Source organism: Streptomyces sp. NRRL S-920, assembly GCF_000717945.1.
Lineage (GTDB): Bacteria > Actinomycetota > Actinomycetes > Streptomycetales > Streptomycetaceae > Streptomyces > Streptomyces alboniger.
This window is the reverse complement of record NZ_JODF01000009.1, coordinates 19749-33772: the sequence shown is the minus strand read 5'-3', so window position 1 is coordinate 33772 and position 14024 is coordinate 19749. Positions and strand designations below refer to the sequence as shown.

Below are 14024 nucleotides of genomic sequence, written 5' to 3'. Positions count from 1 at the left end.
CGAGGGCGGTCAGGAGAAATTCTTCACGTTCTTCGACGTGACGACCTTCACCGGCACCTTCACCATCTCCCGCACCTCCTTGCCCCGCGCCGCCCGCACCGCGTTGCGTACGGCGATCCTGCCCAGCTCCCTGGGCTGCTGCGCCACGGAGGCGTACAGCGTGCCCGCCTCGACCGCCTTGAGGCCGTCGGGGGTCCCGTCGAAGCCGACCACCGGGACGGACGTCCCCGCCTTGGCGCCGAGCGCCTTGACCGCGCCGAGCGCCATCTCGTCGTTCTCGGCGAAGACGCCGTTCACGCCCTGGTTGGACTGGAGGAGGTTCGTCATGACGTCCAGGCCCTTGGTGCGGTCGAAGTCGGCGGGCTGCCTGGCGACGACCTTGATACCCGGGTACGCCTTGATGCCCTCGGCGAAACCCTGCCCGCGCTCGCGGCTCGCCGAGGTGCCCGGCGTGCCCTGGAGGACGACGACCTTGCCCTTGCCGCCCAGCTTCCCGGCGAGGGCCTTCGCCGCGAGCCTGCCGCCCGCCACGTTGTCGGAGGCGACGAGCGTGGCGGTCTTCGCCTTGTTCACCCCGCGGTCGGCCGCCACCACCGGGATGTCCTGCTTGTTCGCGCCGCGCACGGCCGGACCCGCCGCGTCGGAGTCCACCGGGTTGACGATGATCGACTTCACGCCCTCGCCGGTGAAGTTCTGGAGCTGGTTCGACTGCTGGGACGCGTCGTTCTGCGCGTCGGTCACGGTCAGGTCGACGCCCGCCTTGTCGGCCTCCGCCTGCGCGCCCTCCTTCATCTGTACGAAGAAGGGGTTGTTGAGGGTGGAGAGCGACATGCCGACCTTCGTCGAGGTGCCCGAGGTGCCCGAGTTGAAGAAGGAGACGGCACCGATCACCGCCGCGACGACCACCGCGGCCACCGCGTACTTCGCCGCCTGCGGCCCCTTGCCCCGTATGCCTCCGGACGCGCCCGAGGAGGCTCCCGGAGTCGCCCCGGCCCGGCGGCGCAGCGTGTCCAGCAGGACCGCGAGCGCGATGACGACACCGATCACGACCTGCTGCCAGAAGGCCGACACCGAGAGGAGGTTGAGGCCGTTGCGCAGCACCGCGAGGATCAGCGCTCCGACGAGCGTGCCGGACGCCTTGCCGACGCCGCCCGCGAGGCTCGCGCCGCCGATGACGACCGCGGCGATCGCGTCGAGTTCGTACCCCTGAGCGGCCTGCGGCTGCGCGGAGACCAGGCGGGAGGCGAGCACGATGCCCGCGACGGCCGCGAAGAGACCGGAGAGCGCGTAGATGACCAGCTTCTGGCGCTTGACGCGCAGGCCCGAGAGGCGGGCCGCCTCTTCGTTGCCGCCGATCGCGTACATGGAACGGCCGATGAACGTACGGCCGAGGACGACGGCCGTCACCAGGCCCATCACGACCATCACGATCACCGGGACCGGCAGCCAGTCGCCCACCGTGTCACCGAGGTGCGAGACCGAGTCGGGGAACGGGATCGGGCTGCCCTGCGAGATCACCAGCGAGAGGCCGCGGGCCACCGACAGCATCGCGAGCGTCGCGATGAACGGCGGGAGCTTCCCGTACGAGACGAGCAGGCCGTTGACGAACCCGCACGCCATGCCGGTGCCGACGGCGAGGACGACCGCGAGCCAGACCGGCAGCCCCTCCGAAGTCGCCGACCAAGCAAGGACGGTGGCCGACAGCGCGGCCACCGAACCGACCGAGAGGTCGATGCCGGCCGACACGATCACGAACGTCACGCCGAACGCGAGGATCGCCGTCACAGCGGCCTGCACACCGACGTTCAGCAGGTTCTGCGTGGTGAGGAAGTCGCCGGAGAGCAGCGACATCGCCACGACCAGGACGATCAGGGCGCTCAGCGCGCCGTTGTCGAGCAGGACGCGGCGGAGCGTGGCCGCGCCACTCGCGCCGCCCGCGTCACGCTTCACGGTTTCAGTGGCCACGGGAGCCCTCCGCTTCTTCTTCGTCGTTCCGTACGTTCGTGTCGTGCGTCGTGTCGCGCGTCGTGTCGTGCGTGGTGTCGACCGGGGCCGCCGTGCTGACGGCGAGCGCCATCACCGCGTCCTGGGTCGCCTCGTCGCGGTGCAGCTCACCGGCGATCCGGCCCTGCGCCATGACCAGGACCCGATCGCTCATGCCGAGCACCTCGGGCAGATCGCTGGAGATCATCAGGACCGCGTGCCCGGCGGCCGTCAGTTCGTTGATCAGCTGGTAGATCTCGACCTTCGCGCCCACGTCGATGCCGCGCGTCGGCTCGTCGAGGATCAGCACCTTGACGTCCGCGAGCAGCCACTTGCCGATGACGACCTTCTGCTGGTTGCCGCCGGACAGCGTGCGCACGTGCTGGCCGAGCCCGGCCATGCGCACCTTCAACTGCTCGGCGATCCGGGCGGCGTCCCGCGCCTGCCCCTTGAGGTCCACCAGACCGGCCCGGGTCGCCGAACGCAGCGTCACCAGGCCGAGGTTCTCCCGCACGGACGCGTCAAGGACGAGACCCTGGCCCTTGCGGTCCTCCGGTACGAGGCCGATGCCCGCGCCCATCGCGGCGTTCACGTCGTGCCGGGGCAGCCGCTCGCCGCGCACGCCGACGCTGCCCGCGTCGTAGGGATCGGCGCCGAAGACCGCCCGCGCCACCTCGGTGCGGCCCGCGCCGACGAGCCCCGCGAGGCCGACGACCTCACCGGCCCGCACCTCGAAACTGACGTCGTGGAAGACGCCGTCGCGGGTGAGGCCCTCGACGGACAGCAACGGCGGTCCCGTCTCGGGCCGTTCGCGCGGGTACTGCTGCTCGATGCTGCGCCCCACCATGAGGCGTACGAGTTCCTCCTCCGGGGTGGAGGCAGGCACCTGCTGGACGCTGCGGCCGTCCCGCAGCACGGTGACGCGGTCGCCGAGCGCGGCGATCTCCTCCAGGTGGTGGGTGATGAAGACGATGCCGACGCCGTCCTCGCGCAGCGTGCGCACGATGGCGAAGAGCTTGTCGACCTCCTCGGAGGTGAGCACGGCCGTCGGCTCGTCCATGATGAGCACGCGCGCGTCCAGGCTCAGCGCCTTGGCGATCTCGACCATCTGGAGCCGCGCGATGCCCAGTTCGCGCACCTTGGCGCGCGGCGACACCCGGACGCCGACCCGCTTCAGCAGCGTCTCGGCGTCCGCCTCCATCCGCTTCCGGTCGATCATGCCGAAACGCCGCGGCTGGCGTCCCAGGAAGATGTTCTCGGCGACCGTCAGATCCGGTACGAGGTTGAACTCCTGGTAGATGGTGGCGATGCCGAGCCGCTCGGCGTCCTGCGCGCCGTTGATGCGCACCTCGCGCCCCTCGGCGAGGATGCGGCCGCTGTCGGGGCGGTAGGCGCCGGAGAGCATCTTGATGAGGGTGCTCTTGCCCGCGCCGTTCTCGCCCAGCAGGACGTGCACCTCTCCGCGCCGCAGATCGAAGTCGACGGCGTCGAGCGCGACGACGCCGGGGAACGTCTTGCGGATGCCTTCGATGCGCAGCAGTTCGTCCGCGTGGGTCACGGCTTGCTCCTTTGCGTGCTCGGGTCCGTGTCCGCCCGCTCGCCCGGCTGCGTACGCCGGGCGGCGGGTTCGCCGCAGGAGCGCCGGACGACGAGGCGGGCGGGCAGGGTCACGGACCGCGGGCTCCTGCCCTCGATCCGGTCGATCAGCGCCTGTACGGCGGCCCGGCCGAGGTCGGCGGTCGGCTGGGCGATCGCGGTGACCGGCGGGTCGGTGTGCACGAACCAGGGGATGTCGTCGAAGGCCGCGAGCCCGATGTCGTGCGGGACGCGCAGGCCGTGCGCGCGGATCGCGTCGAGGGCGCCGAGCGCCATCAGGTTGTCGGCCGCGAAGACGACTTCGGGCGGCTCGGGCAGGGCGAGGAAGCGTTCGGTGGCGCGGCGGCCGCTGTCGGCCTGGAAGTCGCCCTGGCCGATGTAGGCGTCGGGCAGGGCGATGCCGTGCTCGCGCAGCGCGTCACGGAAGGCCTCGACGCGCTCGCTGCCGGTCGTGGTGGCGGCCGGCCCCGCGATGATGGCGAGTCTGCGGTGACCGAGGCCGTGCAGATGGGCGACGAGGTCGCGCACGGCCTGCCGCCCGTCGGAGCGGACGACGGGCACCTCCACGCCGGGGATCCACCGGTCCACGAAGACCATCGGCGTTCCGGCCCGTACGGCGTCGAGCATCAGCGGCGAGCCGCCGTCGGTGGGGGAGACGAGCAGCCCGTCGATCCGCCGGTCGAGCAGCGTCCGCACATGGTGGTCCTGTAGCTCGGGCCGTTCGTCGGCGTTGCCGATGATCACGCTGTAGCCGAGCGCGCGGGCCGCCTCCTCGACGGAGCGCGCCAGCTCCGTGAAGTACGGGTTGAGCACGTCGCTGATGACGAGCCCGAGGGTGCGGGTCTGGTCGGTGCGCAGGGACCGGGCTACGGCGTTGGGCCGGTAGCCGAGCGCCTCGACGGCGGCCAGCACGCGGGCGCGGGCCGCGGGGCTGACCGAGGGGTGACTGTTCACCACCCGCGACACGGTGGCGACGGAGACGCCCGCCTCGGCGGCGACGTCCTTGATGCTCACGGAGCCCGAGCTTGCGGCCATCGTCGGTCCACCTCCTTGTGGAATCGATTACACGGAGGATTGGAAACGATTACACGAGGGTGTGGCAAGGGGGTGGAGGGGGCGGTGGGGGGAGTGAGATCTGATCGTGATGAAGCGGGGAGGGGCGGGCCGGCGGCTCAGGCCGACCGGAAGGGGACCGTCAGCCAAGGGCTGTCCGGGTCCGAGGTCAGGGCGCGGTGCGCGTGCAGGACGTCCGTGTACCAGGAGCCGAACGACTCGTCGTCGAAGTGGAGGCAGCGGCCCAGGATGTAGCCCGCGGAGAACTCTTCCCACGAGGCGTAAGCGGCCCGCGCGGCATGCGAGGTCCGCTCGACGGCCGTACGCAGCTCCGCCTCGGTCGCGTACCGGGCACCCCGCCCCCAGCGGGCCATCTTGGAGGCGCGGCCGATGTCCCACGCCGCGACCGTGCGGACGAAACCGTCGGGCGGCAGCAGCTCGTCGGCGCGGAAGCGGGCCTCGTAGCGCAGGATCTTCCCGACCAGGCCGCGCATGGCGGTGACGAAGTCGTCCAGCTCGGGGTCGTCGCCCGGGCGGTGCGGGGTGTCCGGGCCGCCCGTCTCCACGACGCGGTTGCGCAGCGTCACCTCGACGCACTCCCGCCACCGCTCCGGGTCGAGGCGCCCCCCGACCTCGGCCAGCACCGCGAGGCGGGCGCCGAGGACGAAGTCCCAGTACCAGGGGCTGACTTCGCGCGTCAGCAGGCGCTCCTGGACGGCCAGCCAGTCCGCTCGGCCGGCCACTCCCCAGGACTCCGCAAGGCGGTCCACCTCGTTGCGGTGGCCCGCCCCGTGCCAGTCGAGCGTGTTCCACGGGTCGCCGTTGGCGAAGCACAGGTGCGCGCCGCAGGCCAGGCCGTGCAGCAGCGGGCCCGGCTCGGGCGCCCCCGTGCGGCGGGTCTCGATGCGGTCGCCGAGGCCGCCGGCACGGTGGTGGCGCTCGTGCAGGTCGGCCCAGACCTGCCGCTCCTCGTCGGTGGTGAGGTAGTACTGCTCGCACGGCGTCGCCGCGTTGACCACCAGGAAGTCCACGTCGTCGGGGCAGCCCTCGGCGAGCGCGCCGAGCGTCACGAACTCGTATACGACGGCGGGGTGCGGACGCGGCAGCAGCCCCGCGGTGTACACCTGCGCCGCCTTGCGGCCGTCCGGCAGATCGACGGTGAGCAGCGGGCTCGCGTCCGCGTCGGGGTCCTTCCCGTGCAGTGCCACCGGCCGGTACAGGCCCGCCACGGCCACGGCTCGCAGATACGTGTACGCGTCGTCGTCCTCGCAAAGTTCGTACAGGTGCTCCTCGAGGTCGGCGGGCGCCCGCCACCGACTGCCGTCCTCCGGAGCGGGGACGAACGGGAAGATCTCGTCGTGGAATTCGTCCTCGGCGTCGGCTGCCGCGTGCATGGTCGTTCTCCGCCTTCGGGTCCGTGTTCCGCGTGCGTGCGTACTAGCGTGCGCGCGTGCGGGTCGTACGTAACCGCGTACGTACGTAACCGCCGTACTGAATGGATCTTGCACCCTACGCGGGGTCGGAGGTGGACTGTCCCAGGCCCCGGCGGATCGCGGTCTCCACGGGTGAGTACGCGCCATCGGTCCGCTCCAGTTCGTACGGCGCGGCCGGCATCAGCGGCGGCTGGGCCATGAAGCGCGGTCGCGCCCCGTGGTGCGGCTGCGCCGCGTGCACCAGGAACGGATGGCACAGGAAGACGTCCCCCGGGGAACCGGTGGCGAGGGCGAGCGGCCGGTGGGCGGATGCCGCTACCAGGTCCGGCGCGATGGCCAGGCCGCTCGCGCCCTCCTCCCCGTACGGCTCCAACACCTTTGGCACGTCGAGGTGGGAGCCGACCCGGATCCGGGTCGGGGCGTCCTCTTCCCCCACCTCGCTGAAGAGGAAGAGCATCAGCAGGGCCCGGCCGCGTGAGCGGAGATTGGTGAAGGGCCAGGCCTCGCCCTCCACCGCATAGCCGCCCTCGATGTGCCAGCCCGCGTCGTCGGGCTCCTCCTCGTGCGGAAAGCGCAGCGGGAAGGTGCCGAGTGAGTACCGCGTCTCCCAGCGCCCGGCACCGACCAGCAGGTCGTACGCCCGATGCAGGGCTGGAGAGTTGGGTGCGGCGGCGAACGGTCCCTGTGCCATCCCGCCGACCCAGTGCACGGGCCGCGTCCAGGTCTCCGGGTCGTCCGGGTCGCAGCCCGTCTCCCGCCACAGCAGCCGCGCACAGCTCGAGGCCACGCGGGGCGCGACGGCGCCCTCCAGCTTGACGAAGCCGTCGCGGAGGAAGCGGGATACCAAGGTCGTGTCGTCCATGCCTCCATCGTGTGGCGCCGCCCGTCCCGGTCACCCGACACTTGCCGCACCGCCTTTGTCGGGTGCGGCGCTCGCAGCCGCGCCTGATTGAATCGATGGCCGGGATCTTGGAGGCGAGCGTGCTGGAGCGGCTCAATCAGGCCATGGAGCACATCGAGCGGCAGCTCGACGGCTCCGTCGACGTAGGCGAGCTGGCGCGGACCGCGGCCACCTCCGAGTACCACCTGCGGCGGATGTTCTCGGCACTCGCGGGGATGCCGTTGTCGGAGTACGTCAGACGCCGGCGGCTGACCGTCGCGGGCGCGGAGGTACTGGCCGACGAGCGGACGCTGCTGGAGATCGCGGTGCGGTACGGATACGGCTCGGGGGAGGCATTCGCGCGGGCGTTCCGCGCGGTGCACGGCGTGGGGCCCGGCGAGGCGCGGCGCACCGGCGCGGCGCTCAGCTCCCAGCCCCGGATGACCTTCCGCCTCATCGTCGAGGGGAGCGGCAGCATGCGCTACCGCGTCGTGCGCAAGCGGGAGTTCGCCGTCGTCGGGGCGAAGGCCCGGGTGCCGCTCGTGCACTCGGGGCCGAACCAGGCGATCATCGACTTCGTCCGCGGGACCGGCGAGCAGGCAAGGAAGCTGCTGGAGAAGCTGTCCGACCAGGAGCCGCACGGCATGCTCGCGGTCTGCGACGACCTCGATCCCAGCCGGGCGGAGGGCACCGGCCTCGACTACTACCACGGGGTCGTCACCTCGGCGTGCGCGCCGGAAGGCATGGCCACGCTGCCCGTGCCGGCCGGGACATGGGCGGTCTTCACCACGTCGGGGCCGGCGCCGGGGGCGATCCAGACGCTGTGGCGTGATGTGTTCACCGAGTGGTTCCCATCGAACCCGTACCGGAGCCGCGCCGGGCCGGAGATCCTTCGCACGCGCATGTCGGCGGATGGCAGCGAGGCCGATGCGGAGCTGTGGCTGCCGGTGGAGCGGGAGGCCGAGTGATTCCGGCATCCCTCCCTGTGAGTGGGCGGTGCCCTCGGGGGAGGAGTCAGCGGGCTGCCAGTGCCCGGCGGGCTGAATTGATGATGTTGTGCGCGTCGGTGCCGTATACGGCGGACTCGCGCAGGGTCGCCCAGACTTTTGTGTACAGGGCGACGCTGTCGCCGTCGTCGAGCCACAGTTCCGCATGCCAGTCCTCTGCCGCCACGAGCCGGTCGTCCAGGATCCAGAAACCGTTCGCCGGTGCCAGCTTGACGGAGGCCGTGAACGGGATAATCCCAAGTTCGACGGTGTCCATTCCGATCATCGCGCTCAGCCGGTCGAGCTGGATGGCCAGGACCGACGGCGGGCAGATCAGCGACCGCAGTGCCGCCTCCCAGATCAGCACGCGGAAGCGGTGCCCTCGCTCGGACAGCCAGTCCTGCTGGCGTGCCCGCGCACGTACGGCGTCCTCGACATCGTCCAGGGATCCGTGCAAGGCGCCGTAGCGATGGAAGACGTGCCGGGCGTAGTCCGTGGTCTGAAGCATCCCGGGGATGACTGCTTCCTCCCATGCTCGGATGACGGCCGCGCGGCCGATCTCCGCATGCCAGCGCTGCTGCACGGGCTGGTGACCTTCCGCCAACTGTCGGCGCCATGAGCGGATGCGGGTCTCGAAGCCCGCGAGGCGCGCGGCGAGTTCACCGAAGACCTCCGGCCGCCCAAGGCCTTCGGCCAGCAGCCGCAGATCCTCCCGGGTGGAGGTCTGCTTGCCTCCCTCCAGCTTGTAGATCTTCGAGTGCGGCCAGCTGAGACGGCGCGCGAGCTGCGGACCGGTGAGCTTGCCTCCGGAGTGCTCCATGCGCAGCTCCCTCAAGCGCGCTCCGAGGGCTTCCCTCGCCTGCTGGTAGTCGGTAGTCACCGGTCACGCTCGCTGCTACTCGGTCGCGGCCGCCTGCGCCACGAAGTCCTCGTACGGGATGGCGTGATGCACTGCGGCGTCACGCGCCATGGAGTACCGCACGACCACGGCGGGCTCCGTGATGGTCTCGATGCCGGTCAGTACGTCGGCGTCGTCGAAGTGCAGGACAGCGACAAGTCGGGAGTCGAAGATCCAGAAGTCCTCTTCGAGCAGACTGATTCGCCGCGCGTCGGCTCGCCACAGGCAGCCGACGTCCTCGCCGGATGCCGCGTTCACGGCGCCGTAGCTGAGCAGGAAGCGCTGGCCCTCGGTCGGCGGGCTGTCGACGACGCGCACGCGGCCGACCCGCTTTCCGGCGTCCACCTGGACGCGGATGTTCTGGTTCCACGCACTGTCCAGGTCCCACGTCGCCTCGCCGGTCCGGCGGAAGACCTCGAAGTCAGGGTCTTCCCGGTCGGACGCATACCCGCGCCTCGTCTCCAGGTGCCAGGCCGTGTGCTCGAACGTCTCGAAGAGGCGCCCGAACTCTTCCGGCGTGATCGGCTCAGGCACGCGGTCCGTCTCCTTCGGGATCCAGTTGGCGAGCAGGCGGCGCGGGACGACGACCGCGGCGTCATCGGCCCCGAAGTACCGGAGCTGTGCCAGGTCGTCGCGGTCGGTGAGCGGCTGTCCCTGGACGATGATCTCGCCGGTGTCCAGGTCGTCATGCACTGCGGGGCAGGAGCCGTTCTTGCTGTCGGTTCCGGTGAAGCGCAGTCGCCTCATGATCGTGTCCTTTCGGGGACGTTGATCAATCCAGGATGACTGCGCACCGAACCCCGCACCACAGGCTCCCGCTGCCCGCATGAGAACACCAGAGAACATCGGGCCAGTCCCCGAGAACATCCGAGAACATTCGCTGTCGCGGTGAACACGCCCTCCCTAGCGTCCTGTTCATGGCCCCACAGAAAAAGTACGAGGCGGGTACCGACCCGCACGCGGCGACCGAGGCTCTGCGAGCCGCACTGAGGGAGGCGGGCATCGTCCTGCCATCCCTGGCGGCCGATCACGCGTCCCCCAATCTCGGACTCGTGACCCTGGGCAGCGTCCGCGCCGATGTCGCCCTGCGCCTGGCCGACACGATCCGGCGAGGGGGACGCGAGACATGACATGGGAAACCGGCGACCTGGTGATCGACACCGCCCGGCAGCGGCTGGGGCGCGTGATGGACCACGTCGGCAACCGCCTCCAACTCCGTCCTCCGGGCGGCGGCCGGGAGTGGGACGCGGATCCGGCGTATGTCCGGCCCGCACAGGAGGACGAGATCCTGCGCGTGAGCAGGCGGACGCCATGAACGCCCCGGCGGAAGTGCTTCCCGACCCCCGGACGCTGACCAACCTCCAGCTGACCGAGCAGGCCTGTGCGCTGTGCGGGGCCCGCTTGTACCGGGACCGCCTGCTGGGCACCGTCACCTACCGGGCCCGCTGCGGCAGGAAGCAGAGCGCGCAGCTGTGGGCGTGTGCGCCCGGGTGCCCGCGCAGGCTCCACTGAGCCCCCGGCTCGGCCGGGCTGCTGGGGAGCATAAAACGGGCGGCGTCGGCGGCCCGCCCCCGGGCGCCGCCCTCATGCCCCGGAGCCTCCACGGCCCGCGCTCCCCGGGTGCGGGTCAGCCGCGTCGTCGTCCGCGCGCAGGAAGTCCTCCACGGTACGGATCAGTTCGAGGGGGGTCTCGTCCATCGCGTAGTGTCCGGCCCCCGGCAGCTCGGCCAGCTCCCCCCGGGGATACGTGCGCAGCCATGTGTCCCGCATGAGGTCCGCCGACAGCGCCGGGTCCAGCGCGCCGGCGACCGCGAGCGCGGGCACCGGCGATCGTGCCACCTCGGCGTGGAAGTCCTCGCCCGCCCAGGAGTCCAGCCAGGCGCGGAAGGCCTTGGCGTCGCTGACCGCGAGGGAACGGTCCACCATGCGGTCCAGCCAGGCGCCGGGGCGTACACCACCCGTGGTGAAGTCGATGATCGCGCGCCGGTTCGCCGGGGTGTGCGCGGCGGAGGCGAACAACTCCCACTGCTCGGGAGAGAGCCGCAGGCCCGAGGCGGGCACCGGCGACACCCCGACGAGGCGGCGCACCCGGTGCGGGGCGGCGGCCAGTACCCGCTGGGCGACGCTGCCGCCCATCGAGTGGCCGACCAGCGAGAACCGCTCCCAGCCGAGCCGGTCGGCGAGGTCGAGCACATCGTCCGCGCCCTCACCCGTCGTGTACGAGCCGACCGCGTCCTTCGCCTCGCCGTAACCCCGCAGGTCCACCACCGCGTACTGGAACGCCCCGCCGTCGAGGTCGGCGAGCACGGGATCGTACGCCGACCGGTCGGCGAGCCAGCCATGGACCGCGACGACCTTGTGCGGGCCCTCGCCGAGCAGGGTGCGGGGAAGCTGGAAGGAGGTCACATCGACTCCGATCGCCGGCACGGTCCGGGCGCCGCCGGTCGGCACCGGCCCGCGACCACGGTGGCCCCAACTACGACGCCGCGCAAGGGCGCCCCTGCTCCCGCGAGGGCCGCACCGGTACGGGTGGTACGCGCGACGGCGGGGATGAACTTGCCGGACGGCCTGCGGTTCGGTGCCGCGACTGGTCAGAATGTGGCATGGCCATCCGTCGCCTCAGCTACCGGCTCGATCAGGAGCCCGAAACCGGAGCCGTCCGACTGATCCCCGCGGGTGCTTCGCCCGGGGCGGACGGACAGGTGCCCGGACAGGGCCGCGGGCAGGTCCCGGGGCAGGAGTCCGGGAAGGAGTCCGGACAGGAGCCCGGTCGGGAACCGGCCGCGGATCCCGGCGAGTTCGGGCCCGCGGTCGAACGCGTCATGGGGGCGGGCTCCGAGCTGAGCTACAGCCTGCTCCCGGACGGCGGCCGCCTCCTGTGCGCGGCGCTTCCCGGACAGCGCGTGGAGGCGCTGTACCTGAGCGCGGACACCCCGGGGCCCGGCCCCGTGTGGCCGATCGACACGTGGCGCTCCGCGACCTGGGAACCGGGCGCGCAGGAAACACTCGGCGCCGGGTTCGTCGAGTCCGAACTGCCCGTCCCCGAGGCGCACTTCGACCGCGAGCGGCTGGTGGAATTCGCCCGGGAGCGCGCGGACCGTGTCGCGCCCTTCCTCGCCGATGTGCGCCGCCTCTTCGAGGACCCCGCGGGACGGCAGATCGTCCTCGTCGAGAAGGACTCCGAGGCCGTGGCCCGCTGGGTCGCGCTCGCCTGCGCCTCGCTGCCCGAGGCGTACGTCCCTCTGCTCACGTTCACCACCTGGACCACCGCCCCGCACCAGTCCCCGCAGCAGATCATCGGGATCGGCCCGGAGGCGGAGTTCGACCGGTCCGACCCCGCCACACTCGCGTACCTGTACCGCGTGCACGACGGCACGGGCGGCCCCCAGAGCCCGCCCCCCGACCGCGACCCCTGGGCGCGGTTCACCGCCGAGCGCTGGATCTCCGGGAACCCGCCGCGGCCCGCCCCCGGGGCCATGCCGCGGCCCGAGGACGCCTTCGCGCTGCTCCCGCTCATCTCCAAAGGCGGCGGCAGCGCGAGTGACGGCGGCGACGGGAGTGAGGGCGGTGACGCCGCGGGCCTCACGAAAGCCCCCTCGGGCGCCGACCTCGCCGGGCTCGGCGACGACTCCCTCCGCGCGGTCTTCGACGACCTCGCCGGGTCCGTCGCGCGGGGCGAGGCCGACTCCCGCACGCTCGGCGAACTCGACCGGCTCTGCCGAGGGCTCGACGCCGACCGGGCCCACGCGGCCCGGCCGCTGGCCCTCGCCCTCGTCAGACACCGTCTCGACGCGCCCCGCGCCCGTGACACCCTGCCCGACCTCACCGCCTTCGAAGGGCTGCCGCTCGGCCAGGAGGCCTGGCGGCAGCTGCGCGAGGAGTACGGCGACCGCGCGGACGACGCCCTGCGCCGCCGACTGTGCGACCCCGTCCACACCTGGACGGAGCCGCTGCGGCTCGCCCTCGCCGTGGGCACCGACGGCGGGCCGGGACTCGCCGAGGCCATGAACCGGCTCGCGGGAGCACTGCTGCGCCCCGACCGGGGCGAATGCGCCCACGCGGTCCGCGTCCTCGACGAGGTCGGCCACCTCCCCCTCACCCGCCGGGTGCTGCGCCTGCTCATCAAGGACTTCACCGAGCGCAAGCTCGACCGCCTGCGGGAGCTGGCCCGCTCCCCGCAGGGCGACTGGCTGTGGCGGCACATCGAGGAGGCGCCGCTCACCGTCCGGCTCGTCGCCGCCGCAGCGCAGTGGCACGGCCCCCCGGACCACCTGCGCGGCGCCGAACTGTTCAAGCGGCTCACCGAACTCCTCCCCGGACAGAAGGTCGAGGACAAGACCACTCTGGGCCTGCTGTGGCACATCGTGTGGCGCACCAACCCGCCGGACCGCGCCGAGCAGCCCTGGATCGCCCGCACCTGCACGCCCCGCCTGATCGTCGAGGCGGATCTCGGCCGGCGCGTCATCGGCTGGCTGAGGGAGCCCGATCACTGCGACGCGGAGCTGGTCGAATTCGCCCGGGTGATGTGCGGCGACGCCAAACTCGGCGCGGGAGACCGGCATACCGCCGCCCTGCTCGTGACCGCACAGGACCTCGCGGACGGCCGTATGCTCCTCACGCGTTCCACCGTCGAGCGCCTCGCGGAGCTGTTCCGCAAGGCACCGCCGCCCGGCCTGGTCCTGCGGCAGGGCATCGACGAGCGGGTGGGCCACGCCCTCGCCCGGGCGAAGGCCCTCGACGTGTGCGACTCCCACGGCGTGCGGATCCTCTTCGCCGCCCGACGGGAACTGCTGCGGCCCTACCGCGCGTACTTCCTGGACGACCGCACCCGCGACCGCCTCCTGCGCGAACTGCCCGAGCAACCGGCCGAGCTGGCCGCGTACTTCCACATCTGGCGGCCCCGGCAGCGGCACGGCGTCAGCCCGGAATGGAACACGGTCGCCGAGGAACTGCTCGACGAGGTCCTCGCGCCCGTCCTCGACCACGTGGACGACCACCACCTCGGCCGCGTGGCGACCGTCCTCCAACGGGAGAACCAGGACGTGCAGGGATGGACGGCGTGGCGCCGGCGGATCAAACAGCGGGAGCACCCGACCGCGCACCCGACCGCGCCCCAGGACGAGTAGTCCGCGCGTTCGAGCGGCGCCCCTGAAGCTCCCCCTCCCAGACCCCCCGAAGACCCCGCCCCCCGCACC

At 72.1% G+C, this 14024-nt stretch carries 13 protein-coding genes; 5 read left to right on the top strand and 8 right to left on the bottom strand.

Annotated features, from left to right (window positions below; translation table 11 throughout):
* Positions 1-9: 9 nt before the first annotated feature.
* From IG54_RS0109020 to IG54_RS0109000, 5 genes are all read right to left on the bottom strand, one after another.
* Complete coding sequence (locus tag IG54_RS0109020) at positions 10-1965, bottom strand: substrate-binding domain-containing protein (RefSeq protein ID WP_030779651.1); 1956 nt, start codon at positions 1963-1965, stop codon at positions 10-12.
* The gene (locus tag IG54_RS0109015; protein ID WP_030779648.1) at positions 1955-3541 is read right to left on the bottom strand and encodes a sugar ABC transporter ATP-binding protein; all 1587 of its coding nucleotides are present in this window, start codon (positions 3539-3541) and stop codon (positions 1955-1957) included. Before IG54_RS0109015 ends, IG54_RS0109020 begins: the two co-directional genes overlap by 11 nt.
* The gene (locus IG54_RS0109010; RefSeq protein ID WP_037896758.1) at positions 3538-4614 is read right to left on the bottom strand and encodes a LacI family DNA-binding transcriptional regulator; all 1077 of its coding nucleotides are present in this window, start codon (positions 4612-4614) and stop codon (positions 3538-3540) included. The genes IG54_RS0109015 and IG54_RS0109010 overlap by 4 nt, the downstream gene beginning before the upstream one ends.
* 137 nt (positions 4615-4751) lie before the next feature.
* Positions 4752-6026, bottom strand: a complete 1275-nt coding sequence (locus IG54_RS0109005) for a DUF1266 domain-containing protein (protein ID WP_030779641.1) — start codon at positions 6024-6026, stop codon at positions 4752-4754.
* Positions 6027-6141: 115 nt separating this feature from the next.
* On the bottom strand, positions 6142-6927 hold the full coding sequence (locus IG54_RS0109000; RefSeq protein ID WP_030779639.1) for a phytanoyl-CoA dioxygenase family protein: 786 nt from the start codon (positions 6925-6927) through the stop codon (positions 6142-6144).
* A 119-nt stretch (positions 6928-7046) separates the two neighbouring features.
* Between IG54_RS0109000 and IG54_RS0108995 the strand changes: the two genes are divergently transcribed.
* Positions 7047-7913 carry an AraC family transcriptional regulator gene (locus IG54_RS0108995; protein WP_030779636.1) on the top strand — a complete coding sequence of 289 codons (867 nt, stop codon included), beginning with the start codon at positions 7047-7049 and terminating at the stop codon, positions 7911-7913.
* A 46-nt stretch (positions 7914-7959) separates the two neighbouring features.
* Here IG54_RS0108995 and IG54_RS0108990 read toward each other — a convergent pair whose 3' ends face one another.
* Both IG54_RS0108990 and IG54_RS0108985 read right to left on the bottom strand, forming a co-directional pair.
* Positions 7960-8811 carry a helix-turn-helix domain-containing protein gene (locus IG54_RS0108990; RefSeq protein ID WP_030779634.1) on the bottom strand — a complete coding sequence of 284 codons (852 nt, stop codon included), beginning with the start codon at positions 8809-8811 and terminating at the stop codon, positions 7960-7962.
* A 15-nt stretch (positions 8812-8826) separates the two neighbouring features.
* Positions 8827-9579 (bottom strand): DUF6879 family protein, encoded by a 753-nt coding sequence (locus tag IG54_RS0108985; protein ID WP_030779631.1) that lies wholly within the window; start codon positions 9577-9579, stop codon positions 8827-8829.
* A gap of 167 nt (positions 9580-9746) precedes the next feature.
* Between IG54_RS0108985 and IG54_RS0108980 the strand changes: the two genes are divergently transcribed.
* Genes IG54_RS0108980 through IG54_RS0108970 form a run of 3 tightly spaced genes read left to right on the top strand, consistent with a single transcriptional unit; the run spans position 9747 to position 10341 of the window.
* Positions 9747-9959, top strand: coding sequence for a hypothetical protein (locus IG54_RS0108980; RefSeq protein WP_030779628.1), 213 nt, complete (start codon positions 9747-9749; stop codon positions 9957-9959).
* Complete coding sequence (locus IG54_RS0108975; RefSeq protein WP_030779625.1) at positions 9956-10144, top strand: hypothetical protein; 189 nt, start codon at positions 9956-9958, stop codon at positions 10142-10144. The genes IG54_RS0108980 and IG54_RS0108975 overlap by 4 nt, the downstream gene beginning before the upstream one ends.
* Positions 10141-10341: a hypothetical protein gene (locus IG54_RS0108970; RefSeq protein WP_051819379.1), complete on the top strand. Its 201-nt coding sequence runs from the start codon at positions 10141-10143 to the stop codon at positions 10339-10341. The genes IG54_RS0108975 and IG54_RS0108970 overlap by 4 nt, the downstream gene beginning before the upstream one ends.
* Positions 10342-10413: 72 nt before the next feature.
* On the opposite strand, the gene IG54_RS0108965 is transcribed toward IG54_RS0108970, so the two are convergent.
* On the bottom strand, positions 10414-11235 hold the full coding sequence (locus IG54_RS0108965; RefSeq protein WP_051819398.1) for an alpha/beta fold hydrolase: 822 nt from the start codon (positions 11233-11235) through the stop codon (positions 10414-10416).
* 197 nt (positions 11236-11432) lie between these two features.
* Between IG54_RS0108965 and IG54_RS0108960 the strand changes: the two genes are divergently transcribed.
* Positions 11433-13955 carry a GTPase-associated protein 1-related protein gene (locus tag IG54_RS0108960; protein WP_030779616.1) on the top strand — a complete coding sequence of 841 codons (2523 nt, stop codon included), beginning with the start codon at positions 11433-11435 and terminating at the stop codon, positions 13953-13955.
* Positions 13956-14024: the final 69 nt, after the last annotated feature.